We start from the raw sequence: 26282 nt of genomic DNA, 5'->3' as shown, positions 1-26282 counted from the left end.
GAAGGTCTGTCCCTATCGAAAACTCGATACGGGACGAACAGTCCCCTGCGTCAGAAAGCGCTCGTGCCCCGAACTCCACTCGATAACCTCATCCTCTGCTGAAGGCCTGCTCGATCTCAGGAGCATCACGATCACGGCACAAGCCACAGAGAAGAGCGACAGCATCAGACCTGTCGTCAGGATCACAAGGCGGTTTGGAAAGATGGGCAAGAGCGGTTTCGTTGCTTCCTGAACGATCCGGGGAGGAAGAAACTTCCGAGACGTGAGCGCCGCCTCGTCGATCTGCCGGTCTGCAAACTTCCGCGCAAAACTCTCCGCGTTCACACGCGCCAGCTCCACATTCCCCTTCAGCTGATCGTACATGGCGCGCTTGCGGGCAAGCTCCGCCAGATCCCCGTTCACCGTACGCAGCTGGTTCTCCTGCACCGACACAAGCGCCCGAAGCCCTTCAAGCTCCGAGTTCGTCCTGACGAGGGTCTCGACCGTATCCTGATACACTCTGACCAGAAGCAGCGGCGGGTCCCCTGCGGTGAACTGGGTCGCGCCGTCTTTCGGCTTTCCCGCCTCCTCGGCGGTTGCCTTGTTCGACAGCTTCTGCGCATCGCGCGCGAGCGCCGCAATCTGCGGGGATGCCGAATTGAGCTTCATCAGGTAAAGCTGCCGGGTCAATTCGCTCAGTTGAGCCTGCTTCTCCGAAATCCGGCCAAGGGTTGAGGAAAGCGCCCCCTGAAGCTCCTCTCTCCGGGTGAGATAAAGCTTCTGCTGCTCGTCGATGGAATACACGCCCTCCTTGACGGCGAACGAGCTCAAGGTCAGCGACGCTTTCTCGAACTCGGCATTAAAGAGTTTCTTGCGTTCCTCCAGAAAGCCGATGACGTTTGTGACCGAAGCCAGCTGGACGTACCGCGCCTTGTACTTCTCCAGCAGCGTCGAAACAAATTCCTTCGCGATCTCCGGCTGCGTGTGAAGGAAGGATACGCGAATCAGATTGGTCTTTGCCTCCGGACGAACCGTGAGCGATCGGGAGGCCGCAATGATCGCGTGATCCACAGCCTCTCCCTGCCCACCATTCTCCGGCGGTCCTGGATCCAGCAGGGCACGGATCTTGGTTTTCACATCCGCCAGGGAGCTGATGTCCGCCCAAGGTTTTGCATTCGAGACCGGATAGAGACGGTGGACTCCGATGGCTTCTACGGCACTGCGGATCACGCTTTCACTCTGGATGATGAAGGATTGGGAATTGAGCAACTGATCCTGCAGCAGGTCACTACTGCCCATACGCCCTGTCTCGCTGAGGCTATTCGCCTCGTTGGGGCTGATCATGACAAGAGCGGTCGCTTCATACGTGCGGGGCACGCCGGTAAACGCGATCCAGGAAAGGCCATTGACCAGAACAGCGATCAAGAGAAGCAGGAATTTGCGTTTCCAGACCAAACTGACGATCTGACCCGCAGGGTTCACAACCTTATCCGCGATTCCCAAGCTAAACGTATGATTCATGTCTCAGGATCCCCAACGGCGCATCCGCTTTTCGATTGTTCCTGCTCGTCACAACGAAGACGATTCCAAGACCGGACGCGTGCCGGTCAATGAATGGACTGAGGCGCGCCACCCCGCCTCTTCTATGACAATTCTGACGTCGGCGTTGCTGCGGTGATCCGCGCTCCGGGAGCCTGAATACCAGACGATCACGCCTTCCTGGCCCGTTCCCCTCGCTCCAGTGTGCAGCGGCAGTTCATCCTGATCCGCAGGAACCGTCTGTCCAAACCACTGATGGAACCACGGACGCGACGAAACAATCGCTCCATACACCGGATTCTCATAAATGAAGTATATCTCGCGGCCACTTCCGAGCAGGGTTTCGATCCGGTCCAGCACGGCTTCCAGGATCGGCTCTCCAAAGGAGTGGCACAGGAAGAAGACGAGGTTGCCGGGCGGAAAGTCGATCTGCGTGGCGTCAGCATGGACGATACTCGGCTGCACCCGGTCAGGATACCGGCTGCGCAATTGCTTGATGTTATCCTCGGCGATACGACAGAGTTCCCGAGCGAGTTCGACTCCGACGATCCGCTTGAACGGGAATTCGCTTGCGACGAAAAGGGCTCTCCCTTTGCCGCATCCCAGGTCAATGAAGGTCGGCTGCAGATTCTCAATGTCGATCGTTGCAAGTGCTGCTCTGAGGCAACTCGGCTGGCAACCTGCATAGGCAGTGTTGAATCTATCGCTGGATGTCCGATTGCCGAGAAGCCAGCCCGGAATAGCACCTCCGGTATCGATGCCATACAAGCGATCTATCGGGTGCTGGCCCGCGATCGTGCGGTATTTCCGACGAAGATTATAAAGCCTGACGAAGAGCCTCCACAGAGGCGGCAATGTCGTAAGGGCGGCGCCCAGCATGTGTCTGGCACCGATTGCCGATCTATCGATCATGCGCGACCTTTCCGAGTATGGCATCAAATCAGAAATGCTTTGTACCAATAAGAAAATGCGACTGATCTGATCTGCTGTCCGCAGCAAAGTCAATTTTGCGCGCGTAGTACCTCCGGCGAGAACAACTGCAATTCGCTATCTGTTGCGGATAAGCTGCTGCATATTCGCCATGTTGATTCATGTATTTTATATCGTGAGCACTATACTTTACAGCTAGAATAATACTTTATTGCCGAAGCCTGTGTTTTTTATCTTCTTCAAGTCTATTCTCGATCGTGCTCCTCTAGCGGCACCTGATGAGCTCTGCCCATGAGAAGTTTCTTTCAAGCCGAGTGGGAGAAAGAAGAGCAATAAACGCCAGCCATCAGCAGCAAACTCAAGCAGAACACAGCCAATACAGATTCTTTGAAGAGAGGTTCCTATGAAAACTGCGATGGTGTGTGGCGCAGGCGGTTTCATTGGGGGGCACCTTGTGTCCGCATTGAAGCGAGAAGGTTTTTGGGTGAGAGGTGTCGACCTGAAATTTCCAGAGTTTCACGAGACCGACGCCGATGACTTCATCATCGGAGACTTGCGCGATCAGGCATTCTGCCGAGCGGTCGTGGACCGGCGTTTCGATGAAGTCTACCAGCTTGCTGCGGATATGGGCGGAGCCGGGTACATCTTTACCGGCGAGCACGACGCCGACATCATGCACAACTCGGCGACGATCAACTTGAACATCCTCGATGTGGCTCACAAGAGAAACATCAAGACCGTATTTTATTCTTCATCAGCGTGCATATACCCGGCCTACAACCAAGAGGATCCGGATCATCCGGTCTGCTCTGAGGCATCAGCATATCCAGCCGCCCCCGACAGCGAATACGGATGGGAAAAGCTTTTCAGCGAACGCATCTATCTCGCATACAACCGTAACTACGGAATGCGAAACCGAGTTAGCCGCTACCACAACATCTTCGGCCCCCAGGGTACGTGGTCAGGTGGCAAAGAGAAGGCTCCTGCCGCTATCTGCCGGAAGATTGCGATGGCTCCGAACAACGGAGAGATCGAAATCTGGGGTGATGGAACGCAAACGCGCTCTTTCCTGTATATCGACGAGTGCATCGAAGGCACTCTGAAACTGACACGGTCAAACTTCACGGGGCCGGTCAATATCGGATCTGAGGAGATGGTGACGATCAACCAACTCGTCGAGCTCGTCAGCGATATTGCAGGAAAGAAGATCCACAAGGTTCATATCCCCGGCCCCACCGGAGTGCGCGGACGCAACTCCGACAACACGCTCATTGCAGAGAAGCTGGGCTGGGCTCCCTCGAAATCCCTGAGATCGGGCCTTGAGAAGACCTACGCTTGGATCGAGCAGCAGGTACACCAGGGCTACCTGAAGGCAGCCTAGTCCGAACGAGAGCTTGGGAGCGGTAGGTCGTTCATCATGTTGGTATCGCCTAGCCGCTTCCTGCTCCCCTGCTCACGGATCGCCTTTCGAATTCATCACCGCACACTCCATAACCCCAACAACTGATCATGCGCATTGTCATTGCAGATTATTCAGGGCATCCCTTCCAGGTTCACCTCAGCCGTGAGCTCTCTCGGCGAAAGCACGAGGTTCTGCATCTGTATTTTTCGGAGTTTCAGACCCCTAAGGGCCGGCTCACGCTGGAAGAAGGCGACCCTGACAATCTGGACATTGAGGGCGTCAGTCTTGGCCGGCCCTTCGAGAAGTATTCATTCATCCGCCGGCGACAGCAGGAAAAAACGATCGGGCGACATTTTCTCCGTCGTGCCCTTCGACACAAGCCTGACGTCGTCATCGGCAGCAACCTGCCCCTCGATGCGCTCAACGTCATAACGGCGGAGCTGGCCCATTACGACATTCCATTCGTATTCTGGCAGCAGGATATCTACTCGACGGCGATACGATCTATCCTCTCGAAGAAACTGGGTTATCTCGGGCACCTCATAGGCTGGCATTACGCCGCTTTGGAGCGCAAATTGCTCAACCGGAGCAGTGCGGTCGTCGTGATCTCTCCCGATTTTGAAACGGCCCTGAGAGACCAGTTCGGAGTCACGGACAAGCCGGTTTACGTCGTCGAGAACTGGGCTCCACGTGATGAGATCACCCTTAAGCCGAAGGTCAATGCCTGGGCTGCCGGCCACGGTCTTCTCGGGAAAGAAGTCGTTCTCTATACGGGCACCATCGGTATGAAGCATGACCCCGGTCTGCTTCTTCTGCTGGCCCAGGAGCTCGCGGGTCGCCCGGACAGCCTTGTCGTGGTCACCTCCGAGGGACCGGCAGCGGATTGGCTTGCTGCGGAGGCCAGCAGAAGAGGGCTTACGAATCTGAAGATCCTGCCGTTTCAGCCTTTCGACGTGTATCCGGACGTGCTCGCATCAGCGGATATTCTCGTCAGCATCCTTGAGGCTGACGCCGGCATCTTCTCGGTGCCGTCGAAGGTCTTGAGCTATCTTTGCTCAGGCCGGGCCATCGTCTTGTCCGCCCCACCCGAGAATCTTGCCTCCCGTATCGTCGCCAGGTCAGGTGCCGGCGCTGCCGTTCGCGCGGGAGACGCTTCCGCGTTCGTGCAAGCCGTGAAGGATCTTCTTTCGGATCGAACCGCTTGCGCCGATTGTGGCTCGGCGGCACGCGCCTATGCGGACGAGACCTTCGACATCATGAGGATCGGCCAGACTTTCGAATCGATCTGCATCGCTGTTACGGAGAGCAGAATCCAGAATGCCCCGGCGCAACCCAGGCCGGTTCCCGCCTAGCGCATCGTGCGGACCCTTCCGGTCCGCTCAAAACGATGCGCCGCCATCAGCGTCAGCACCGGAAGAGCCGAAGATGGGACTTATGGTGTCTCGGGCGGTCAAACGGCCTCGATCATTCGGCAGCCGCGGTTCTCATGGGATCGTTCGGGCTGCTTCATAGCCCGCAGCTACCGCCATTATGGCTGCCCGCCCTAAGGACTGACGGTGTTGGCCTGCCGGATCGTCGAAATGGCCTTTAGACCAACCGATAGACATCTGTGCGCTGCGATGACCAGCAATCCCGGCCAGAGCAACAGACCGACATTGAAGATGTCTGCCCTGATGAAGGTGTATAGGCCCCACAGGAGGAGCGGGAGCCACACGACGGTTTTCTCTCTCGAGTTATGGATGAGCCGGATGCAGAGCAACAGCCAGAGGAAAGCCAGGACAGACGTTACCACCACAGCCCCGATTGCGCCAAACTGCCAATACAGATCCCCATACCCGGTCACCAAACTCTCACTCTTGGTCCATTCCCAACGATAGGGCGAAACGAGCTCCGTGAAGAATGCGCTGGCGCCCATCGGCTTCTGCGGAAAGATCGAACGCGGGATCGGAGCCGCCAGCAATGCAAACAGGCTTATCGGCGGTGAGATCGATATGCTGTGAGTGAAATCATAGAGAGCCGAGAACATCTTTGCGAAGCTGACCTCCTCTCCCATAAAGAGAAGATGGAAGAGGCCCCCCTTCTGCGACAAGTAGTCCAAGAAGGAACCGTACTGCTCCGTTTCCCGAAACGTGTAGCGCGCTCCCGTCAGGAACAGGCCCAGAGCCGGCAGGGCGGGCACATACCAAGAGGCCGAAATGCGCTTCGAATGAGCATAGGCTACGGCAAACGCCAGAAGGCACACGAGCGGCATCACACGGGCTCCACCAGCGCCCACCAGCAGGGCCGCACAACTCATGGTGATGGCGAAACCCAAGGCGGAAATCGGCCGCGGCATATAGGCAAGCAGCAAGGCCAATGCATTGGGCAGGAACCAGGTCGCAATCGCGGGAAACACATTCTGTCGAGAGTTCACCTGGAAGGATAAGCCTCCATCGCCGTTCCGCATCAGCGGAACCAGAACGGCCAAGGAGAAACTCATAATGGCTATGAATATGATGACGGCACCGACCCATTCCTCCGACCAGCGCCTTCCATCGTCGATGAGCACCGGCCGTATGACGGGTTGCGTGCGTTTCATGGACCAGATAGCGGCTTGGAATCCCGCAGCGGCGCCCAACGTAATGAGCGTGTAGACGCAGTAGGCATTCAGAACCGTGTAAGATGCAAGAGAAGTCCGTGTCTCGAGAAACTCAATGGCTGGATCGTTGAACACGATGACGAAATCGATGTTGAACAACAGCATGATGACGGCAAAGATGATAAGCGGGTTCAACGCTCCGCCTGCAAAGTTCCGGAAAACGGGTGATCTCGCCTCTCCGACAAGGGCCAGAAGGAGGCCCATGTTGAAGACGAATATGCAGGTGAAGATGAGCGTCATGCCAGGTAGCTCCTGCGAAACACCGCGTAGTAGTAAGCTCCCGCCTGCCCGGCGAACATGACGACATCAACCAGGGCAAGAAACACCAGACCGAGAACGCCTGTCAGAGCGAAGATCGCGGCGGCAGAAACGCCGATGCTGCAAAGCATGATGCACGAGTATAGCTTTACCCGGCTCTGGAGGATCAGCACCTGCCCGAGAGTGGCCGAAACAGCCCACAAAGGCAGGGCTGCTGTAAAGAACGGGAGATACGCCGCCACCTTGGAGAACTGCGGCGACGCTTGCGGGCTCCACAGGGCGACCACGGTGCTCAGTCCAAACAAGGCCAATGCCATGCCGAGGCTCAAACCCTGCGACATCAGCAAGTCGGATAAATGAAACGGGCTGCGCGTCGCCACGCGGCTGAAGCGGGGAAACTCCACTCTTTTGACGAGACCGATCGCCTGGGCCGTCGCGCTGATGACCTGTCGGATGTAAATGTAGATTCCCAGCACGTCGCGACCGAGGCTTTCGGACACAACGACCAGAAGCAGACGGCCGTAGAGCTGGTTCGGGAACTCGGCCGTGCAATAGACTGCTCCCTCACCGAGATATTTCAGGATACCCTGTCTGGTCGCACTCAGAAATCCTCCGAGAGGCTCGATCTGTCTCGCAACCGCATACTGCAGAAGGACGCAGATGGCGCAACCGGCCGAATAAGCGCCCCCGATGAGCAGGCCTGCATGGTAGCTGCCGCCTTCTCCGAGCAAAGAATACGCCATCACCGCCGAGCCTGCCCAAGGAAGCCCAGCAAGGGGACCGCTGAGAGCATTGCGTGCGTGCCCGTCCAGATAGCCGGACAGGTTGAAGGCCCAGATCGGAGCAATCGCCAAGCCTCCTGCGATCATGCCGGCGGTCAGGGGGTCGCTCTCCTGATAGAACCAGGCGAGGACGACCTGAATCGCGACGACCGGGGCTGCGATCAGCATACGCCCAATCGAGGCCTCCCAGTGGCGAACGAACTTTGCCTGCTGCACCGCCATGCGAGGAAGAAGCGCGAGCCCACCCCAATCGGCGGTCCACTGGATGAGCGATAGAATGGCGAGCGCAAGCCCGAACGATGCCGTTGTCGACAACTGACCATTGAAGACCAGAATTGTCTGCACCAGGAATACGCTTCCCTGCCCGAGCAGGATTCCGACGAAGAGGCCCGCAAGTCGAACAACGAAGTCGAGCCTGGAGGCGATGCTTCGCGCGATCACAGGACAAACCCCGTCTCTCGGGTGAAGTACTTATAGTCGAGGGACAAGGCCGACACGGGCTTTGCGGGAACCCCTCCGTACAGCATCAGCGTTTCCTTGAAGGGTTTGTTCAGCAGGGAATTTGCCCCGAGAACGCAATAGTCCGGCAGCGTGCTGCCTCCCAGAACGACCGATTTCGTCCCCACGAAGCAGTAGCGTCCGATGTGAATGGGGCGGGAGCGCTGGACATTGTTCAAAAGATCGATGCTATGGGTGAGAAACTGGCTCCCATAACCTGCAACCGTCGCGAATGCCCCGATGGTGACGGCGTTTGTGCAATCGATGATGTGCCGGTTGGTCACAGCTGAATGTGCATCCAGGATGAGTTCAGACCGCCGATCGGATTCACTCCGGTAAGCAGGCGCGTTTCTCGGGTAGCCTGAGATCCAGTTGCCGCGTCCGATGCTCGCATGTTCAGCGACGCGGACCATCTCCAGGTTCTTGCATACGGTCAGATGCCCGATCGATGCCCCCTCGCCCATCACCAGGTAACCCGGGAAGACCCAGGCGAGGCCGATATGACTTGTGGGTGCAAGATCGTACTTCCAGAACCGAATGAGAATCAGGCGCCGCAACCGCCACGGCAGAAGCACGACGACAGCGCAGGCCAACAGGTAGGCCGCTTGCTTCACGCGTTTGGACAGGCGGTATGATCTGCTAGACATCGGTATGACTCACCATTCCCGATGCTCGACGTCTGTTCACGGCTCCCGCCGTCCCGCTGCACGCGAGTAATTCTACGAGACGGGACAGATCGGCCTGACCTTCGGCGAACAGTTCCTGCATGAGGATTTGCGCGGCGCGGCAGGCGTCGTTGTAGCTCGACGGCTGCTCGCACCAGCCTTCGATGACTTCGCACGATTGGCCCACGAAGTCGGCGTCCTGTGGGATGACATGACCCGCTGGCGGGCTCAGAAAGCTGGGAATGCATCCACGGTCGAACGATATGATCGGCAGGCCATGTCCGAGAGCTTCCAAGAGCACGAGCGGATAGGCCTCTATCTTGTAACGCGTCGGGAATATGAACGCATCGATGCCGTCGAAGAAGTCGGCCTTCCGGTCGCCGTAAAGAGGGCCCAGATACCGGAGTTGCTCCGGCGCTTCTGCAATGGCACGCTCGATGGCCTCCTTGTCGACCCCGGACGTGACCGGCCCGGCAAGAAAGCCCTGGACGCGAAGATTTCGCCGGCGCAATTCTCTCACCAGATCGAGAAAATCGTAGAGGCCCTTCTCCCTGCAGAGATTGCTGATCAGCCCGATGCGAAACACCTCTCCGGCATCCGGGCGATTCCGGCTGAGCACTCTTTTGGCATGAGCATCGGAGATCAATGCCGCATTGGAGCAGATCAGCGTCCGGTAAGTGCCTGGATATCGTTCTCGGAATGCTCTCTGCATCCGCTCGCATAGAAAGACATGGGTTGACCTGCGCCCGCCGATCCGGACCAGCGCCTCCATCAAGCGAGATGTCCGGGTGATGTAGGAGAAACTGTGATGGTGGAGAACGATGGGCAATCCCTTGAAACGTCCTCCCATCACGATCAGGACGTTGTAAAGCAATCCGAGACCACTATCGACGGATACGTAAAGCAGCGAGTTACGCTTGGCTTTGAACGTAAACTTCAATGCTCCCCGCATCATCGCCAGGCCGCGCCGAAGCACATAGACGGACGAGCGCTGCAAGGATCCCGGAGATGCGTCGATCGTCGTGACGTCGACCATGCCCGAAATGGCATTTCTCACCGACTGATTGACGTTTGACTGCCCGTGCAAGGGGGGCGGCAAGGATGCGACGAAGATGACGCCTCGCTCCGCCGCCTGTTTCACTTGGGTGTCTGGCATCTAAATTGTAGCCTTGCTTGCAATGCTCTAATCTACAGTTCATGTGGCAACAGATCTTCGGCCCGCTGCTTTCTGGCCATGCCCAACCGTCCCGAGCTATTGATTACCGACAAGGCGAGCCCGATGCAAAGATCCCTTGTTCAACCAATACTTTATTTCCAGGGCGCCCACTTAAGATCGCGCCCCCTAAACCCAGAGAGCCCTTCGTCCCGAACTCTTCGGATGAGACTTAGTCTTTGGGTCACCTTTGCCGTTCTTGTGGCAGCTCTCTTTTCCGCCAGCGCCCAAGGCTTCTCGTCTCCGGGAGCAGGCGCGCGGAGGGTCTACGCCCATTACATGGTTGCCTTTCCCACCTATGGAACACGTGCGGAAAACTACCTTCGAGAGATCAAAGAGGCTCAAAGCCTCGGGATTGACGGCTTCGCGCTCAACGTGGCCCGGTGGAAGGATGCGCCAGTCGAATACAAGGAGCGGGTCGCCAACATCTTCATAGCGGCTGCGAAGGCCGAACCGAGATTCGAGCTGTTCTTCTCTGCGGATCTGTGTTGCGGCCTCGCGGCGGACGATGTCCGGGACATGCTGGTTCAATACTCGACACATCCGAGCTACGTGAAAAGGCATGGGCGCCCCGTTCTCACGACTTTCCTTGGGCAGGACCAGGGGAAGAATTTCTGGACTTCCGATGTTCTCGCACCTCTTCGCGCCAAAGGGATCGACGTCTTCTTCATTCCTTTTTTCTACGCGAGCCCTCCATGCTCGTACGAGGATTCCGGATGCGCGCAATACAATACGCCGAAGCCGCAGGCGTTACGTGCCGCTTACGACGGCTGGTGGAAGGATGTGATCGACGGACTTCACTATTTCGCAGTGGCAGGAGAGACCAAGAGCATCGTGGCTACGGGCGAAGCCTATGCCAGACTGCTTAGGTCGGAGAACAAATTCTTCGTGGCTGGCGTGAGCCCCTACTTCTGGCTCGGCCGAACGTTGGGCGAGGGACGTTCTCCCATCCGCCGCTACTTCGAAACGCACGGCGGAGAAGGCATCGAAGAGCAGTGGCTCTCCGTCATTCACGAGCAGAATCCCGACTGGGTGATCATCGATACGTATAACGACTTCACCGAGTCCTATATGAGTCCGGCAGATCCGGCCGAGATGCCGCTCAAAGAATCATTCTTCAATGTCGGACCACTCCTCAAGAGCCACGCAGGCTATACCGATATCTTCAAATACTACATAGCCTGGTTCAAGCTCGGCACCCGGCCCCGGATCGACAGGAATGCATTGTTCGTTTTTTACCGGACTCATCCCAAGGGGGCTGTTGCGACGAACGATCGACGGAATATCGTCCAGTACGGAGGCGTCGAGGACAACCTGTACATCACTACCATGGCCAGATCTCCCGGCATGCTGGTTGTCCGATCAGGCGATCGGATCGAGACCCGTTCGGTTGCCCCCGGAATGTCCCATTTTCGCATTCCATTCCAACCGGGGCCGCAGAACTTCTCCCTCCATCTCGGCGAAGACGCTCTGGAGCTTGCAGGAGACCCGATCGACAGCACCATCGAGACGTACAATTTCACGACGACGGCGAGATCCGTTCATGGGCGTTAAGAACCTCCCTTGCCAGCATAGCTTGCGGGTCTGTGCGCCGACCTGAACTGCGCATCCGGCTTGCGCCGCCCTTCATGTCGAGGACGCTATGGATCTCTCGCAAACCTGGCCACCTACGATCATGCGTGGCGAGATGGCGCCTCTGACAAGATGAGCAGGGAGTACCCACCGAGAAGGCGTTGCGTATAGCGGATCGACAAACGCTCGGCGAGGCGGCGAACGACGTTCGCTGCATCGGTTCGCAATCCTTTGTTCGCACTGGGCAAAGACAGGGTGCTGGACGTGAAGCGGGTTGCGAGCACGGAGAGCCCGCAGTCCCGTATCGTACTGACGGCCGTCTCCTCCGTGAAATACTGGATATGCCCCAGTCTCTGCCGGTTCTCTATCAGCTTTCCCCTGAGGAGCGACGAAACGTTGATGTCCAACGGGATATGGAAAATCTGATAGCGCGAGAGCTTTCCCATGCTCTTGATGAAGCCCATGTAATCTTCGACATGCTCGATCACGTCGATGGCCAGCGCGAGATCGTAATAGTCCTGAATGTCTTCGACAGACGTTCCGAAGAACCGAATCTTGTCTGAGCCGTATCGAATGGTCGCGGCACTCAGCGCGTCAGGGGACACATCATATCCGTGCACGGCTTCTATGCTGGGAACACTCGATGCCAGTTCGTCGCAGATGCGCCCGATGCCGCAGCCGAGCTCACAGAGGGTTCGGGGCTTCAGAGAATTCTGAGCGAGCAGACTTCTGATCTGCTCAGCTTTCCAAGGACTGTCTTCTTCATGCCAGTCCGGGTTCAGGTTTCGGTAAGTGCCGTCTGCATAGATGGAAGTCGTTTGCATGCAACTGCCACTCCCTCGAGTTGACCCCAGCGATCATTGCGACAGGAAACCCACTGAAAGCTACTACATGCGGAAAGACCTGAATAGCAGCCCGGCCGAAACCTGAAGGGTTAGTCGAACCCGGGCGCGGGCGATTGCATGACCGACGCTGCTTGGTGGAGCAGGCCTGTCCTTGGCTGACGCGCATGGGCTCTGTGGCGATTTGTCGGCGAGGACGGAAAGAGGGCTGTTCCGCGCACAGGTTTCACGCAGCCGGTCTGTCGCATCGCCCGGTGAGAGCAGCGGCTGATGGCGCATCATGTGCGGCGTCTCGATCCCGCCCGGGCGGCCACGCCGGAAAGAAGCGCGGCCTGGAGATGGGGGAGCATCGAACCTGCCCTCAGGCCCATGCGATGCTCTGGAGCTGGTGCCACTTGCGTGGCACCAGCTCCTTTCTTCGATGCGCTATCCCCGCGCGCGGGCGCGGATCATGAAGGTGTCATAGGCGTACTCGGCCACTTGGAACCAGAGATACTCCTCGTTGCGGAAGGCTCGATAGCTCTCATAGACTTTCTTGAAGTCGGGATTTTTGGCCGAGACTTCGTCGTACACTTCGTTAGCGGCCTTGTAGGCGGCGTCCATGATCTCCTGCGAGAGCGGGCGCAGCTGCGTGCCGGCGCCGAGCAGGCGGCGAAGCGCCGCCGGGTTGCGGGCGTCGTACTTCGCCAGCATGTCGGTGTTGGCATAGCCGGTCGCCGCCGTCAGGACGGCCTGATAAGCTTTCGGCAGTTCCTTCCACTTCGCCTGATTGATGAAGAGGTGGATGGAGGGGCCGCCTTCCCAGAACGCCGGGTAATAATAGTAGGGAGCGACTTTGGCGAAGCCGAGCTTCTCGTCGTCGTAAGGCCCGATCCACTCGGCGGCGTCGATGGTGCCGCGCTCGAGCGACGGGTAGATATCGCCGCCGGGGATCTGCTGCGGCACGGCGCCGAGCTTCTGCATGACCATGCCGGCGAGACCGCCGATGCGGATTTTCAGGCCCTTCATGTCCTCGACGGTCTTGATCTCCTTGCGGAACCAGCCACCCATCTGCACGCCACTGTTGCCGGCAGGCATGCCGTACATGTTGTGCTTGGCGTAGAACTCGTTGAGCAGATCGTTGCCGCCGCCATGGTAGAGCCAAGCATTCATCTGGCGGGCGTTGAGCCCGAAGGGAACGGCGGTTCCGATCGCGAAGGTCGGATCCTTGCCGAAGTGGTAGAAGGAACAGGTGTGGCCCATCTCGATGGTGCCGTTTCCGACCGCATCGGCGATCTGAGCCGTCCCGACGATTTCGCCGGCCGCGAAGGGCTGGATTTGGAACTTGCCGTCCGTCGCGTCCGAAACGTATTTGGCGATGACATCAGCCCCGCCATAGATCGTGTCGAGCGACTTCGGAAAGCCGGATTGCAGGCGCCACTTCAGCTCGGGCATGGACTGCGCGATGGCGGGAGCCGCCACCGCCGTCGAGGCGGCGCCGACCGTGGCGGCCTGCAAGAATTGACGACGTTTCATCATGTTGAACTTTTCCCTCAATGTTTCGCCGGGCTCGTCGAGATGCCCGGCTCTTGTGTGGTGGACCCAGCCCTCGGACGAGAGCGCCGGGGCTGGCGTTCGCGCCCACCACAGGCGCGTCGATGCCGGTGAGCGTGGGGTCGACCGGCTGTGTCCTTCAATCGGATGGCCGTGTCCCGTCCCCTGCCCGGACCATCAGGCTGCGAACAGCGTCAGGATGTCGGCGACCAGCGCCGGCTTGTCCGCGCCATCGAGTTCGACCGTGTATCGGGCCGTCGCGAGGATTCGGTCCTCCCCCCTGCTCTCGGCTCCCAGAAGCACGATGCGGCAGCGGATGCGCGAGCCGGACCTCACCGGCGCGGTGAACCTGATCCGGTCCGCGCCGTAATTGATGACGATGGCCGCGTCCTTCGGCACCACGCCGAGATCGTAGGCGAAGCGCGGGAGCATCGAGACGATCAGATAGCCGTGGGCGATGGTCCCGCCAAAAGGACTTTCACGGCTCGCCCGCGCAGGCTCGACATGAATCCACTGGCTGTCGCCGGTACAGGCCGCGAAGCGGTCGATCCGGTCCTGGTCGATCGTCATCCAGTCCGAGACGCCGAAATCGCGCCCGACGAAACGCTCGACCGTCTCCAGACGATAATCTTCGAGAGGCAGGTCGTTGACCATGCATGCTCCTTTCCGAGCCCGGCCGGCCGTGGCGTGGCCCTGTTCCCGGCTGATCGCTGCGGTCACGGCGCCGCTCCTCGGCTCCGCTCCTGCGCGTAGAGTTCCCGCAGGGCTTTCTTGTTCGTCTTGCCGACGCTGGTGCGCATGATCGCCGTCGTGAAGACGATCCGGTCAGGCACGGCCCATTTCGAGATGAGGCCCTTGTCGGCACAGGCGGCCAGATGCGACGTCAGCATCGCCTCGGTGAGGCTGCCTTCCTGACCCGCCTTGGCGACGACGATTGCGAGCGGCCGCTCTCCCCACTTGTCATCCGGCACGCCGATGACAGCGACCTCGCTGACGCCGGGATGCTGGGAGAGGAGGTCCTCGATTTCCAGGGAGGATATCCACTCGCCGCCGGTCTTGATCACGTCCTTCAGCCGGTCGGTGATCTGCAAGTATCCGTCCGGATGGATGCAGCCGACGTCGTTGGTGTGCAGATAACCGCCCCGCCAGAGCTGTTCGGAATTCGCGGGATCCTTGAAATAGCCTTGTGTCAGCCAGGGCGACCGCACCACGACCTCGCCCGTGCTCCTGCCGTCATGGGGAATGTCGTTCATCTCGCCATCGACGACGCGCAGATCGACCAGGGGAATCGGGAATCCCGTCCGGGTCCGGCTTTCGATCTGCCGGTCAGCCGGCTCTTCGAGCCTGTCGGGCGTGAGCTGCGCCACGGTCAGGAGCGGACACGTCTCGGACATTCCGTAGCCCGTGAAGACATCGATGCCCCGGTCATATGCGGCCCGCGCCAGTCCCTTGGGCAGGGCCGAGCCCCCGATCACCACCTTCCATGCCCGCAGGTCGACGGCGGCACTGGCCGGGCTCGCCAGCAGCATGTGGAGCAGGGTCGGGACGCAGTGGGAGAACGTCACCTTCTCGGTTTCGATCAGCTTGAGCAGCGCTTCGGGTGCGTAGCGGCCGGGATAGACCTGCTTGACGCCCAGCATGGTGGCGATGAAAGGAAACCCCCAGGCGTGAACGTGGAACATGGGCGTGATCGGCATGTACACGTCGCCCCGATGGAGCCTCCCCTGCTCCGCCGAGGTGCCGAAGGCCGCGGCTCCGGCGAGCGTGTGGAGAACGAGCTGGCGGTGGCTGAAATACACCCCCTTGGGCTGCCCGGTCGTCCCGGTGGTGTAGAACGTCGTGGCGCGGGTGTTCTCGTCGAAATCGGGGAAGACATATTCGGCGGACGACGCGGCGAGCAGCGCCTCGTATTCGGCGGCGATCTCGAGCGACGTTTCGGGCACCTCGCCCTCGTCGGCGAGGACGACGATCGTTCTGACCCGCTCGATCCGATCCCGGATTCCCTCGATGAGCGGCAGAAAATCGGCATGGACCAGGAGAACGTCGTCCTGCGCGTGGTTGATCGTGTAGAGGATCTGCTCCGGCGACAGGCGGATGTTCACCATGTGGAGCACCGCGCCCATGCCCGGGACGGCAAAATAGCATTCCAGGTAGCGGTGGCTGTCCCAGTCCAGCACGCCAACCGTTTCGCCCGGCGCGACGCCGAGACCGGCGAGGCCGCTGGCGAGACGCCTGATCCGCTGATCGAGCGTCCGGTAATCGTAGCGACACCGGTCGCGGTACACGATTTCCTGGTCAGGAGCGTTCCGCAGCGGCGTATGAAGCAGATGCTTGATGAGCAGAGGATAGCTGTAGGCCGACGGGGTGCTCTCGATCGGCTGCGGCGCTGCGGCGTCGCGGGCCTCGCCGGCTCCGTCGCGCACCAGGATGTCGCCTGGCTTGGGCATGGTGCCAACCTCCCTTCATGCTGGCTCTGACGGGCTGCCTGGGATCTTGAGCGTCCCATTGCCTCTTTGGGCATGGCCCTGTTTTCATCAGAATGGCACGAGAGCCCCGCCTAGAATTGCCATATCGCGCCACTTGATTGATAAATCGCGCCAACATGCGTTAGATGAAGCCCGCCCTGGCGAGAGGTCCGGCATGCCCACACCCCGAATGGAACCGCTGGTCGACGGCATGGCCTGGTCCGGCTTCGACCACGCGGTGCGGCACGCTCCGGGCGGCGCCGCGGCCGTCTTCCAGGCCATCGATGTTCCGCTCTCCGTGATCGACCACCCCGGGCAACGCACGGCGTTTCGCAAGTACGTGGCCTTCTTCGAGGTCGCCGCCCGCCTCACCGGCGACCCGCTCTTCGGACTCCGGTTCGGGGCGGGAACCCGCGCGCCGCGCTCCGGCATTCCGGGCTACCTGATGATGAACGCGCGCTGCTTTCGCGATGCCGTCCGCGACCTCGCCTCGACGCTGCCGACCCTGGTCGGAGGCGTCGTGGTCGAGCTGGTCGAGGACCGCGATCCGCCGGCGATCCTCTGGTCGATCGTCGCCGATATCGGCCCCTCGACGCAGTTCACGAGTCACGCCAACGCCTATTTCGTGCGGATGCTCCAGGCCCACCGCGGACGATCCTGGCGGCCGCTGCGGGTGCTCTACGCGATGCCGGAACCCAGGCGTGCGGAGCGATACCGCGAGATTCTGGAATGCCCCGTCGTGTTCGACGCGCCCGTCAACGCCATCGAGCTGCACCGCGACGATCTGCGTGCCGAAAAGGCGGATGTGGATCGTCGCCTGCACACATTGCTGTCGACCTATGCCCATTATCTCTCGGAGCGGGAGGCCACGCCTGCGCGCCTGGACGATCTGGTTCGCATGGCCATCCGCGACGGGATCGCCCTGGGCCAGACCGGCTTTCCCTTCGTGGCCGAGCGGCTCCGAATGTCGCGGCGGACCCTGCAACGGGCGCTCGCCGAGCGCGGCCTGTCGTTCAGCGAACTCCGCGATGACGAGCGGTTCGGCCTCGCGCGCGCGCTCGTCGAAAGCGGGAGCAGGTCGATCGGCGAGATTGCGGCGGGTCTCGGCTATGCAGAGGTGTCGGCCTTCTCGCGAGCGTTCCGTCACCGCTTCGGCGTGAGCCCCCGTTCGGCACGCCGTCAGGCGAGCACCGGATCGGGATCGCCCGAGCTGCGGTGATCCGCCTGCGCACGTCGCACGGAGCTCATCCGAAAGGAACGACGTCGCCGCTCGCATCCGTCGTCAACAATCCGCGGAAACCGGATATACTCGCATCTCGCCGTCGACAGCGATGGCGGCACGGGTGCCCCGTCGCCCGTCCGTGCCCCGTCGCGCGCAATCGCGGCCCGAGCAGAGGATGTTCGAGAGGAGATCGCGACATGAAAGCACTGGTTCTCGAACGCAAGGACGAACTCAGGCTCCGTGATGTCCCTCTCCAGGAGAGCCTCGGGCCGAGAGACGTCAGGATCGCCCTTCGCACGGTCGGCGTGTGCGGCAGCGACGTGCATTACTACACGCACGGCGCCATCGGCCCGTTCGTGGTTCGCGAGCCCATGATCCTCGGCCACGAGGCGGCCGGGGAGATCGTCGAGGTCGGATCGGCCGTCACCGAACTCGAACCGGGCGACAGGGTCTGCATGGAGCCCGGCATTCCCGATCCCGCAAGCCGCGCCGCGCGGCTCGGCAAATACAATCTCGATCCGTCGGTGCGCTTCTGGGCGACCCCGCCGGTGCATGGGGTGCTTCGGCCAACCGTGGTTCACCCGGCGGACTTCACGTTCAAGCTTCCGGACCACGTGTCCTATGCCGAGGGCGCGATGGTCGAGCCTCTCGCCGTGGGCGTGCACGCCGCCACCAAGGTTCAGGTGCAGCCCGGGGATCTCGCCGTCGTGATCGGTGCGGGGCCCATCGGGATGGTGACGATCCTCGCGGCACTTGCGGCAGGCTGCTCCCGGGTCATCGTGAGCGATATCCACGAGCCGAAGCTCGAACTGGCAGGGAGGCTCGGACCCGTTCTCCCGGTCAACGTCAGAAGCCGGAGTCTCGCGGACGTCGTCAGGCGGGAGACGGACGGATGGGGAGCGGACGTGCTCTTCGAGTGCTCGGGCCATGCGCCGGCCATGGCGGAGATGTTCGATCTCGTCTGTCCCGGCGGCAAGGCGGCGCTGGTCGGCATTCCGCTCGAGCCGTTCCCCTATGATGTCAGCAAGGCGCAGATGAAGGAGGTCCGCGTCGAGAACGTCTTCCGCTATGCGCATGTCTATCCGCGCGCAGTGGCGATGCTGGCTTCGGGCAGGATCGACGTGAAGCCGCTGATCACCGACCGCTTCGCTTTCGAGGACAGCATCGCGGCCTTCGATTTCGCCAAGGCCATGCCGCCGACCTCGGTCAAGGTGCAGATCGATATGCCGGCGTGATCGCGCTACCCGATCGAGTCCGCGAATGTGGACTTCAGGTCGGCATAAAGACGCCGGTAAAGGATCTGTCGCGGCTGGAGGGCCTCTCTCAAGGCGGGCTCCGGTTCGACGACATGGGACAGCGGCGGGGGCGGGCAGGCCTCGTCCAGGCCGACGCCCGAAACTGCGATGCGGGCGAGGCGGGCCGCCCCGAGAGCGGGCCCGACCTCGCCTCCCTGATGGTACTTGAGAGGACGCTCGAGCGCGGCGGCCAGGATCCGGCCCCACAGCCTGGAGCGCGCGCCGCCGCCGATGACCGACAACGTCTCGATCCGCCCTCCTCCGGCTTCGAGCGCGTGCAGCCCGTCGGCAAGAGCGAACGCAACGCCCTCGAGCACCGCCCGCCCCAGATCCGCCCGGCTCGCCGATGCATCGAGACCGAAGATGACGCCCGTCGCCGCCGGATCGTTGTGGGGCGTTCGCTCGCCGGTCAGGTACGGAAGGAACACGAGGCGGCTGTGCGCCTGCGCCTGAATGCCGGCGGCCTCGATCTCCGACAGGAGTCCCGCTTCGCTGGCCGCGCCGACGAGGCGCGCGGCGAATGCGAGCGCGCTCGCCGCGGACAGGATGACCGCCATGCGGTGCCACATGCCCGGGACGCAATGGCAGAACGCGTGGACGCCGCGCTCCGGATCCGTCCTGAGCACATCGTCTGCAACGAAGATGACGCCCGACGTGCCCAGCGACAGGAAGGCCGCGCCGGGATGAACGACGCCGATGCCGACGGCTCCGGCGGCGTTGTCGCCCCCTCCTCCGGCCACCGGGAGCCCGTGCCTGAGACCCAGCGCGTCGGCGGCGTGGCGCGTGAGCCGGCCGGACACCTCCGTTCCCTCGACGAGGCGAGGCATGTGCCGTTCGTCAAGTCCGGTGGCCGCCAGCATGGCGGGCGACCAGCGCCGCTTCTCCACATCGAGCCAGAGCGTGCCGGCGGCATCGGAGGGCTCGCTCACCGCCTCTCCCGTCAGACGCAGCCTGATCCAATCCTTCGGGAGCAGAACCCGCGCCGTGCGGGCAAAGATGTCGGGCTCGTGCCGGGCGACCCAAAGGAGTTTCGGCGCCGTGAAGCCGGGCATCGCCATGTTGCCGGTAATGGTTCGGCTGGCGGGCTCTCTCTGCTCCAGCTCGGCGCATTCCGCCCCGGCGCGGCCATCGTTCCACAAAATCGCGGGACGCAGGACCTGGTCGCCCTGATCGAGAAGCACGGCCCCGTGCATCTGACCGGACAACCCGATGCCCCTCACCGCATCGAGGGAGTGCGTGGTTCCAAGCTTGATGACGGCATCCCTGGTCGCCTGCCACCACGCCTCGGGATCCTGTTCCGACCAGAGCATGTGCGGCCGGGACAAAGTCAGCGGCGCAGTCGCCTCACCGGCAATCGCGCCGCTCTCGTCCATGAGAACGGCCTTGACGCCCGATGTTCCCAAATCGATCCCGACATACATTGATCATCCGTCCCGATCTGCCGTTCCTCGTTTGACCGTCCGCCGGTCGCGCCTCACAGGGGCTCCCGGTTCAGATAGCGCTGCAGGGTGGTGCGAGTACCCTCGCGCCACAGGCGTCTCAGCGCCGCCCCGAAAGACGCGCGGAAGGATGGCGCATCCGCGATGTCGCCGAAGATGTCGCGCAGGGCCAGGAATGCGGCGGGATCGTCCTTCGCCGCGACCGCGGCCGGCGTCAGACGCGCGGCATTCGGATCATTGAGCACGATGGGGGTGCCCGCGTCGTCGCTCGCCGCGCAGTAGCGGCACCACAATGCCGATTCCAGCGCCAGTCCCGTCACGTCCTCGCCTGCCGCCAGACGGTCCCGCGTCGAAGGCAGAATGAATTTTGGCTGCCGGTTGGAGCCGTCCTGCGCCAGGCGGGGAATCGTGTCGCCGACGTCCGGGTTGGCGAAACGCCTTGCGATGAGCGCGTAATAGGCGTGCAGATCGACACCCGGCACCGGCGGCACGTGGGGAATGATCTCTTCGGTCTCGAGCGTGTCGAGAAAGGCGCGGACATGAGGATCCGCCATCGCGTCGTGGACGAAATGGATCCCCAACAGGGCGGCCGGATACGCGATGGCAGCATGCCCTCCATTGAGGATGCGCAGCTTCATCAGCTCGAAGGCGGCGACCTCCGACGTGAAGGTGACGCCCACCTCCTCCAGGGCCGGACGCCCCGCCGTGAAGTGGTCTTCGAGCACCCATTGCCGGAAGGGCTCGCAGAACACGGGCCAGTTGTCGCGGATGCCGAAGCGCTCGCTGAGAATGGCGCGCTCCCTGTTCGTCGTGGCCGGAGTGATGCGGTCGACCATGCTGTTCGGGAATGCCACGTTCTCGCGGATATGAGAGCCGAGAGCCGGGTCGACGAGATCGGCCAGGCCTGCCACCGCGTCCAGCGTGACACGGCCGTTATGGGGGATGTTGTCGCAGGACATCACGGTGAAGGGCGCCTGTCCCCGCTCGCGGCGGCGCTTGAGGGCGGCGACGAGCACGCCGAACACGCCCCTGGGCGCATCCGGATGGGCCGCGTCGTAGCGGATTTCAGGATGCTCGGGGTCGAAGGCTCCCGTGGCGGGATCGATGCAGTAGCCGCCCTCGGTGACGGTGAGGGACACGATCCTCAAGGCCGGATCGTCAAGGGCCGCAACGATGGCGCGAGCATCCTCGCGCACCGGCACGAAATCCACCATCGAGCCGGACACGCGCGCCCTGTTGGCGCCGGGCTCCAGCTCGACCACGGTGGTCAGCCAGTCCTGCGGCGCGAGCGCGCGCCGCATGGCCTCGTCCCCGGACCGGACGCCCGCACCCAGCAGCGCCCAATCCAGATCCTTGCCCGCGTTGAACAGGTCGTCGAGATAGATGGCCTGATGGGCGCGATGGAAGTTGCCCACGCCGATATGCAGGATTCCGGGACGCAGCGCCTCGCGGGAGTACCGGGGCCGCGCGACCGCAGCGGGAAGATTTCCAAGAGTTGCAAGGCTGAGAGGCTGGCTCATGACGGATTGACCTGATCGGCGAGAGAAAGGGGCTGTCGGGGCGGGCCGGGCCGCCGTGCATGATTCCACCGCACATGGCCGGTCATGATGTCGACGGCCTTGTCCGCAAGGGCGAGCACGGGGGCGTTGGTGTTTCCGCTGGGAATGCTCGGCATGACGGAGGCATCGACGATCCGCAAGCCCGCGACGCCGCGCGTGCGGAGATCCGGCATTACGACGGCGAGGTCGTCGCTCTCGCGGCCCATCCGGCAGGTGCCGACCGGATGATAGTTCGTCTTGACCGTTTGCCGGCAATGGGCGGCGAGAGCCTCGTCGGACGAGACTTCGGGTCCCGGGAGGATCTCTTTGTCGACCATGTCCCGAACCGGGCTCGTCGCGAGAACGTCCCGGGCATAGCGCAACCCCGCGAGGGTCAGCCGGAGATCATCCGGATCCCCGAAGAATTGCGGATCGACCTGCGGCGCGGCAAACGGATCGGCCGATGCGAGCCGGACCGATCCGCGCGCCTTGGGACGCAGCAGACAGGGATTGAGCGTCACGCCATGCGTCGGCTCGATTCCCGAGACGTCCCGGTCGAGATAGATCGTCGGGACGCAATAGAGCTGGATCGTCGGCCGCTCGCTTCCGTCCGGGTCGATGAAGGCGCAGGCCTCCACGCCTGTCGTCGTCACGGCTCCCGACTTGAACAGCATGTATTGCAACCCATGGCTCAGCATGGCCAGGCCGCGATCCTGACCGAAATAGCCGAAGGCTCCCGTGGTCGTGGCGACGATGGGGACTTCGTGATGATCCTGCAGGTTCCGGCCGACTCCGGGCAGATCGGCCTGGACGGCGATGCCGTGGCGGGACAGCTCCCCGGATGGTCCAATCCCCGACAGCATCAGCAGCTTCGGCGTCACGTAGGTGCCGGCGGCCAGAACCACTTCCGTGTCGGCGTGAAAGGTTTCCGGGCCGGAGCGTCCTTTCACCTCGACGCCTGTTGCCCGCCCCTTGTGGATGCGAATGCGCGTGGCCGTGGTGTTGGTCAACAGCGTCAGTTTCGGGTTCGACAGGACGGGCCGAAGGAACGCATCAACCGCGCTGCACCGCCGGCGCGACCGCCAGTCGATGGTGTGCTGCATGAAGCCGACGCCTCCCTGACGAGCCCCATTGAAATCAGGGTTGTAGGGCACCCCTTTCTCCTGCATCGCCTGGACGAAAGCGCGGCTCATCGCGGAGTGCTGCCCGAGATGCGAGACCTTCAAGGGACCGCTGACCCCGTGATAGGGCTTGCCGAGGTGATCATTGCCTTCCTGCTCGATGAAATAGGGCAGAAGATCCGCGTAGCTCCACCCTGCTCCGCCGAGCTCCGCATCCCACGCATCGTAATCCGCCGCCTGCCCTCGGATGTAGACCATGGCATTGACCGCGCTGCCCCCGCCGAGAACCTTCGCCTGCGGAACGATCGGCGCGCGGCCGCCGAGCTGCGGCTGCGGGATGACCTTGTGCATCGTGAGATAGGTATCTCGCGCCAGAAACTTCATATAGCCCGCAGGCATGGCGAGGAGCCGGCTGGTTCTGCGCGACCCGGCCTCGATCAGGAGAACCCGAGCGCCGTGCTCCGCGACCAGGCGGCTGGCGACAACACAGCCGGCGCTGCCGCCGCCGACGATGATGTAGTCGAACCGCTTCAAGGGCATGATTCTTCCCCCAAAAGGCTTCAGCTCGCCTTGCGTGCAGGCAGCCGGCGCAAGTTGGCCAAAGGATGACGCTGGATCCGCTCGACCGCGAGGCCCTCGGAATCGAACAGATGGCATGTCGCCGGATCGAGCCTGATCGCGAGGCGCTCATGCACACCCGTCGGGATCTCCCCGTCGGCCTGGACGATGACCATGGGGCCGTCCTGCAGCTGCGTGTAGAGAAATGTCTCGCCGCCCAGCCTCTCGACCACCATGACCTCGCCGGCCAGTTCGCCCTCTCCCGCCAGGCGCATATGCTCGGGCCGGACGCCGAGCGTCACGGCGTCGCCGACCTTCTGCCGGCCCGGACGAACCGGAATCGCAAGGCTCGCTCCGCTGGCAAGTCGAACGGTGGTGCCGGTCTCGTCGACGGCGGCGATCGTGGCGGGCAGGAAATTCATCTTCGGGCTGCCGATGAAGCCCGCCACGAAGAGATTGCGGGGATGATGATAGAGTTCGAGCGGAGTGCCCGCCTGCTCGATGATGCCCGCCTGAAGGACCACGATCTTGTCGGCCATCGTCATGGCCTCGACCTGATCGTGAGTGACGTAGATCATGGTCGCGGCCAGCTCGTCGTGCAGCCGTGCGAGCTCGATGCGCATCTGGACGCGCAAAGCCGCGTCGAGGTTGGACAAGGGCTCGTCGAACAGGAAGACCTTGGGCTTGCGCACGATGGCTCGTCCGATCGCCACGCGCTGCCTCTGGCCGCCCGAGAGCTCCTTGGGCTTGCGGTCGAGCAGCGTGTCCAGATGCAGGATGCGGGCAGCCTCGGCGACCTTGGCGCGGCGCTCTTCCTTCGAAACGCCCGCGAGCCGGAGGGAGAAGCCCATGTTGTCGGCGACGGACATGTGAGGATAGAGCGCGTAGGATTGGAACACCATGGCGAGCCCGCGCTCGGACGGCGGAACGTCGTTCACGCGCTGCCCGTCGATCAGCAGGTCGCCGGCGGTGATCTCCTCGAGGCCCGCGATCATCCGCAGGAGGGTGGACTTGCCGCACCCCGACGGGCCGACGAACACGCAGAACTCGCGGTCGTCGATCGAGAGATTGATCCCCTTGATCACCTGCACGGTCCCGTAGTTCTTCTGTATGTCCTTGAGCGTGACGGTCGCCATCGCGGCCCTCCCTTTCACTTCACGGCGCCGAAGGTGAGGCCGCGGACCAGCTGGCGCTGGCTCATCCAGCCGAAGACGAGAATCGGCGCGATGGCGACCGTCGAGGCGGCCGAGAGCTTGGCCCAGAACAATCCCTCGGGAGCCGAGAACGAGGCGATGAACGTCGTCAGCGGCGCGGCCTCGGAGGTGGTGAGATTGAGGCTCCAGAACGCCTCGTTCCAGCACAGGATGATCGACAGGAGAGCGGTCGACGCGATGCCGGGCAGGGACAGGGGCATCAGCAGCATCCAGACCTCCTGCTTCGGCTTGGCTCCGTCCATCCGCCCCGCCTCGAGGATGTCCTTGGGCACCTCCTTGAAGAAGGTGTAGAGCATCCACACCACGATCGGCAGGTTCATGAGCGTATAGATCACGATCAGCCCCCACCGCGTATCGATGGCTCCCATGTCCCGGAACAGCAGATAGATCGGGATCAGAACTCCCACCGCGGGCATCATCTTGGTGGAGAGCATCCAGAGCAGCAGATCCTTGGTTCTCCGGCCCGGAAAGAAAGCCATGGCGTAGGCCGCCGGCACGGCGATCACGATCGCCAGCAGCGTGGCGCCGAGGGAGATGACGACGCTGTTCAGCGCGAAGTGGACGTAATCGGCGCGCTCGCGCACGGTGATGTAATTCTCCAAAGTCGGCGTGAAGAAGAGCTTGGGCGGTGTCGCAATGGCCTCGACCTCGGGCTTGAAGCTCGTCAGGACCATCCAGAAGATCGGAAAGAAGATCAATCCGGCGGCGATCCAGCCGACCAGTGTCATGATGAGCCTGCCGCGGGTTTTCGGATGCATGGCCGTGTCCTCAATCGGCAATGTTCTTGGCAATCGAACGGACGAGAAAGACCGCGACGATGTTGGCCAGAATGACCGCGATCACGCCCGCGGCCGACGCGCCGCCGACATCGTACTCGCGCAAGGCGCGCAGGTAGATCAGGAAGGCCAGATTGGTGGAGGCCAGCCCCGGGCCGCCCGACGTCGTGACATAGATTTCCGCGAAGACCGAGAGCAGGAAGATCGTCTCGATCATGATCACCACGCTGATCGCGCGGCCCAGATGCGGCAGGATGATGAAGAAGAACATTGCGAACGGCCCCGCCCCGTCCATGCGCGCGGCTTCCTTCTGCTCGCTGTCGAGAGACTGGATGGCCGTCAGCAGAATGAGCAGCGCGAAGGGCAGCCATTGCCACGCGACGATGATGATCACGGAGGTGAGGGGAAGGCTGCCGAAGAAATCGACGACGGGCAGACCCAGGGAGCGCGAGAAGAAGGCGAACAATCCGTTGACCGGATGCATCAGCATGTTCTTCCAGATTAGCGCGCTGACCGTCGGCATGACGAAGAACGGGGCGATTGCGAGCAGGCGGGCAATGCCGCGGCCGTAAAAGTCCTGATCGAACAGAACGGCGAGCAGCGTGCCGAGCCCGACGGTGATGACCAGCACCCAGAAGACCAGGAAGAGCGTATTGGCCATGGCCGTCCAGAGGGACGGATCGGTCAGCAGGTAGGTGTAGTTCTCGAATCCGGCAAATCCGCCGACCGACGGGTCGAGCAGATTGTAGTACTGGAACGAGAACCACAACGTCATCACCAGCGGCACGATCATCCATAAGAAC

21 protein-coding genes are annotated in these 26282 nt (G+C 61.9%); 5 read left to right on the top strand and 16 right to left on the bottom strand.

All coding sequences use genetic code 11. The features are described from left to right. Positions 1 to 12 precede the first annotated feature (12 nt). The gene (locus ACS5Q0_RS12945; RefSeq protein ID WP_473127050.1) at positions 13 to 1500 is read right to left on the bottom strand and encodes a GumC family protein; all 1488 of its coding nucleotides are present in this window, start codon (positions 1498 to 1500) and stop codon (positions 13 to 15) included. A 48-nt stretch (positions 1501 to 1548) separates the two neighbouring features. Continuing rightward, on the bottom strand, positions 1549 to 2430 hold the full coding sequence (locus tag ACS5Q0_RS12940; RefSeq protein WP_473127049.1) for a class I SAM-dependent methyltransferase: 882 nt from the start codon (positions 2428 to 2430) through the stop codon (positions 1549 to 1551). 421 nt (positions 2431 to 2851) lie between these two features. Here ACS5Q0_RS12940 and ACS5Q0_RS12935 point away from each other — a divergent pair, with 421 nt between their 5' ends. Together ACS5Q0_RS12935 and ACS5Q0_RS12930 are read left to right on the top strand one after the other, a co-directional pair. Further along, positions 2852 to 3829 (top strand): NAD-dependent epimerase/dehydratase family protein, encoded by a 978-nt coding sequence (locus ACS5Q0_RS12935; protein ID WP_473127048.1) that lies wholly within the window; start codon positions 2852 to 2854, stop codon positions 3827 to 3829. A gap of 128 nt (positions 3830 to 3957) precedes the next feature. After that, on the top strand, positions 3958 to 5202 hold the full coding sequence (locus ACS5Q0_RS12930) for a glycosyltransferase family 4 protein (protein ID WP_473127047.1): 1245 nt from the start codon (positions 3958 to 3960) through the stop codon (positions 5200 to 5202). 191 nt (positions 5203 to 5393) lie between these two features. On the opposite strand, the gene ACS5Q0_RS12925 is transcribed toward ACS5Q0_RS12930, so the two are convergent. The 4 genes from ACS5Q0_RS12925 to ACS5Q0_RS12910 form a co-directional block, all read right to left on the bottom strand. Beyond that, entirely contained in the window at positions 5394 to 6593 is a 1200-nt protein-coding gene (locus tag ACS5Q0_RS12925) for a PLP-dependent aminotransferase family protein (protein ID WP_473127046.1), read from the bottom strand. A 131-nt stretch (positions 6594 to 6724) separates the two neighbouring features. Beyond that, on the bottom strand, positions 6725 to 7969 hold the full coding sequence (locus ACS5Q0_RS12920; RefSeq protein WP_473127045.1) for a polysaccharide biosynthesis protein: 1245 nt from the start codon (positions 7967 to 7969) through the stop codon (positions 6725 to 6727). Then, positions 7966 to 8673 (bottom strand): acyltransferase, encoded by a 708-nt coding sequence (locus ACS5Q0_RS12915; RefSeq protein WP_473127044.1) that lies wholly within the window; start codon positions 8671 to 8673, stop codon positions 7966 to 7968. Before ACS5Q0_RS12915 ends, ACS5Q0_RS12920 begins: the two co-directional genes overlap by 4 nt. Next, positions 8666 to 9847 carry a glycosyltransferase family 4 protein gene (locus ACS5Q0_RS12910; protein WP_473127043.1) on the bottom strand — a complete coding sequence of 394 codons (1182 nt, stop codon included), beginning with the start codon at positions 9845 to 9847 and terminating at the stop codon, positions 8666 to 8668. The genes ACS5Q0_RS12915 and ACS5Q0_RS12910 overlap by 8 nt, the downstream gene beginning before the upstream one ends. A gap of 222 nt (positions 9848 to 10069) precedes the next feature. Between ACS5Q0_RS12910 and ACS5Q0_RS12905 the strand changes: the two genes are divergently transcribed. Continuing rightward, positions 10070 to 11458: an endo-1,3-alpha-glucanase family glycosylhydrolase gene (locus ACS5Q0_RS12905; RefSeq protein ID WP_473127042.1), complete on the top strand. Its 1389-nt coding sequence runs from the start codon at positions 10070 to 10072 to the stop codon at positions 11456 to 11458. A gap of 119 nt (positions 11459 to 11577) precedes the next feature. Here ACS5Q0_RS12905 and ACS5Q0_RS12900 read toward each other — a convergent pair whose 3' ends face one another. From ACS5Q0_RS12900 to ACS5Q0_RS12885, 4 genes are all read right to left on the bottom strand, one after another. Further along, positions 11578 to 12300 carry a class I SAM-dependent methyltransferase gene (locus ACS5Q0_RS12900; protein WP_473127041.1) on the bottom strand — a complete coding sequence of 241 codons (723 nt, stop codon included), beginning with the start codon at positions 12298 to 12300 and terminating at the stop codon, positions 11578 to 11580. A gap of 444 nt (positions 12301 to 12744) precedes the next feature. Beyond that, entirely contained in the window at positions 12745 to 13833 is a 1089-nt protein-coding gene (locus ACS5Q0_RS12895) for a TRAP transporter substrate-binding protein (RefSeq protein ID WP_473127103.1), read from the bottom strand. 195 nt (positions 13834 to 14028) lie between these two features. Further along, entirely contained in the window at positions 14029 to 14505 is a 477-nt protein-coding gene (locus ACS5Q0_RS12890; RefSeq protein WP_473127040.1) for a MaoC family dehydratase, read from the bottom strand. Positions 14506 to 14567: 62 nt separating this feature from the next. Then, positions 14568 to 16298, bottom strand: a complete 1731-nt coding sequence (locus ACS5Q0_RS12885) for a fatty acid--CoA ligase (RefSeq protein WP_473127039.1) — start codon at positions 16296 to 16298, stop codon at positions 14568 to 14570. A 193-nt stretch (positions 16299 to 16491) separates the two neighbouring features. Between ACS5Q0_RS12885 and ACS5Q0_RS12880 the strand changes: the two genes are divergently transcribed. Together ACS5Q0_RS12880 and ACS5Q0_RS12875 are read left to right on the top strand one after the other, a co-directional pair. Then, positions 16492 to 17535 (top strand): AraC family transcriptional regulator, encoded by a 1044-nt coding sequence (locus ACS5Q0_RS12880; protein WP_473127038.1) that lies wholly within the window; start codon positions 16492 to 16494, stop codon positions 17533 to 17535. Positions 17536 to 17735: 200 nt separating this feature from the next. Continuing rightward, positions 17736 to 18773 (top strand): NAD(P)-dependent alcohol dehydrogenase, encoded by a 1038-nt coding sequence (locus ACS5Q0_RS12875; protein ID WP_473127037.1) that lies wholly within the window; start codon positions 17736 to 17738, stop codon positions 18771 to 18773. Positions 18774 to 18778: 5 nt separating this feature from the next. Here the strand turns inward: ACS5Q0_RS12875 and xylB are convergent, their stop codons facing one another. From xylB to ACS5Q0_RS12845, 6 genes are read right to left on the bottom strand one after another with little or no spacing between them, the layout of a single operon-like run. Then, a complete protein-coding gene (gene xylB, locus ACS5Q0_RS12870; RefSeq protein WP_473127036.1) occupies positions 18779 to 20254 on the bottom strand; it encodes a xylulokinase in 1476 nt (491 codons plus the stop codon). A 53-nt stretch (positions 20255 to 20307) separates the two neighbouring features. Then, on the bottom strand, positions 20308 to 21792 hold the full coding sequence (locus ACS5Q0_RS12865; protein ID WP_473127035.1) for a mannitol dehydrogenase family protein: 1485 nt from the start codon (positions 21790 to 21792) through the stop codon (positions 20308 to 20310). Beyond that, positions 21789 to 23471, bottom strand: coding sequence for a GMC family oxidoreductase (locus tag ACS5Q0_RS12860; protein ID WP_473127034.1), 1683 nt, complete (start codon positions 23469 to 23471; stop codon positions 21789 to 21791). Before ACS5Q0_RS12860 ends, ACS5Q0_RS12865 begins: the two co-directional genes overlap by 4 nt. A 20-nt stretch (positions 23472 to 23491) precedes the next feature. After that, on the bottom strand, positions 23492 to 24625 hold the full coding sequence (locus tag ACS5Q0_RS12855) for an ABC transporter ATP-binding protein (protein ID WP_473127033.1): 1134 nt from the start codon (positions 24623 to 24625) through the stop codon (positions 23492 to 23494). 14 nt (positions 24626 to 24639) lie between these two features. Continuing rightward, on the bottom strand, positions 24640 to 25461 hold the full coding sequence (locus ACS5Q0_RS12850) for a carbohydrate ABC transporter permease (RefSeq protein ID WP_473127032.1): 822 nt from the start codon (positions 25459 to 25461) through the stop codon (positions 24640 to 24642). A gap of 10 nt (positions 25462 to 25471) precedes the next feature. Continuing rightward, a complete protein-coding gene (locus tag ACS5Q0_RS12845; protein WP_473127102.1) occupies positions 25472 to 26272 on the bottom strand; it encodes a carbohydrate ABC transporter permease in 801 nt (266 codons plus the stop codon). Positions 26273 to 26282: the final 10 nt, after the last annotated feature.

The organism is Microvirga sp. HS2 (assembly GCF_055792805.1).
This window is presented reverse-complemented; position numbering and strand designations above follow the sequence as displayed.

Coding starts and splice junctions, on each gene's coding strand:
- ACS5Q0_RS12850 (WP_473127032.1), bottom strand. CDS start 25,461: ATGCATCCGAAAACCCGCGGCAGGCTCATCATGACACTGGTCGGCTGG.
- ACS5Q0_RS12925 (WP_473127046.1), bottom strand. CDS start 6,593: ATGCTGTTGTTCAACATCGATTTCGTCATCGTGTTCAACGATCCAGCC.
- ACS5Q0_RS12940 (WP_473127049.1), bottom strand. CDS start 2,430: ATGATCGATAGATCGGCAATCGGTGCCAGACACATGCTGGGCGCCGCC.
- ACS5Q0_RS12905 (WP_473127042.1), top strand. CDS start 10,070: ATGAGACTTAGTCTTTGGGTCACCTTTGCCGTTCTTGTGGCAGCTCTC.
- ACS5Q0_RS12930 (WP_473127047.1), top strand. CDS start 3,958: ATGCGCATTGTCATTGCAGATTATTCAGGGCATCCCTTCCAGGTTCAC.
- ACS5Q0_RS12915 (WP_473127044.1), bottom strand. CDS start 8,673: ATGTCTAGCAGATCATACCGCCTGTCCAAACGCGTGAAGCAAGCGGCC.
- ACS5Q0_RS12895 (WP_473127103.1), bottom strand. CDS start 13,833: ATGAAACGTCGTCAATTCTTGCAGGCCGCCACGGTCGGCGCCGCCTCG.
- ACS5Q0_RS12875 (WP_473127037.1), top strand. CDS start 17,736: ATGAAAGCACTGGTTCTCGAACGCAAGGACGAACTCAGGCTCCGTGAT.
- ACS5Q0_RS12900 (WP_473127041.1), bottom strand. CDS start 12,300: ATGCAAACGACTTCCATCTATGCAGACGGCACTTACCGAAACCTGAAC.
- ACS5Q0_RS12910 (WP_473127043.1), bottom strand. CDS start 9,847: ATGCCAGACACCCAAGTGAAACAGGCGGCGGAGCGAGGCGTCATCTTC.
- ACS5Q0_RS12855 (WP_473127033.1), bottom strand. CDS start 24,625: ATGGCGACCGTCACGCTCAAGGACATACAGAAGAACTACGGGACCGTG.
- ACS5Q0_RS12885 (WP_473127039.1), bottom strand. CDS start 16,298: ATGCCCAAGCCAGGCGACATCCTGGTGCGCGACGGAGCCGGCGAGGCC.
- ACS5Q0_RS12945 (WP_473127050.1), bottom strand. CDS start 1,500: ATGAATCATACGTTTAGCTTGGGAATCGCGGATAAGGTTGTGAACCCT.
- ACS5Q0_RS12880 (WP_473127038.1), top strand. CDS start 16,492: ATGCCCACACCCCGAATGGAACCGCTGGTCGACGGCATGGCCTGGTCC.
- ACS5Q0_RS12865 (WP_473127035.1), bottom strand. CDS start 21,792: ATGAGCCAGCCTCTCAGCCTTGCAACTCTTGGAAATCTTCCCGCTGCG.
- ACS5Q0_RS12845 (WP_473127102.1), bottom strand. CDS start 26,272: ATGATCGTGCCGCTGGTGATGACGTTGTGGTTCTCGTTCCAGTACTAC.
- ACS5Q0_RS12860 (WP_473127034.1), bottom strand. CDS start 23,471: ATGCCCTTGAAGCGGTTCGACTACATCATCGTCGGCGGCGGCAGCGCC.
- ACS5Q0_RS12935 (WP_473127048.1), top strand. CDS start 2,852: ATGAAAACTGCGATGGTGTGTGGCGCAGGCGGTTTCATTGGGGGGCAC.
- xylB (WP_473127036.1), bottom strand. CDS start 20,254: ATGTATGTCGGGATCGATTTGGGAACATCGGGCGTCAAGGCCGTTCTC.
- ACS5Q0_RS12890 (WP_473127040.1), bottom strand. CDS start 14,505: ATGGTCAACGACCTGCCTCTCGAAGATTATCGTCTGGAGACGGTCGAG.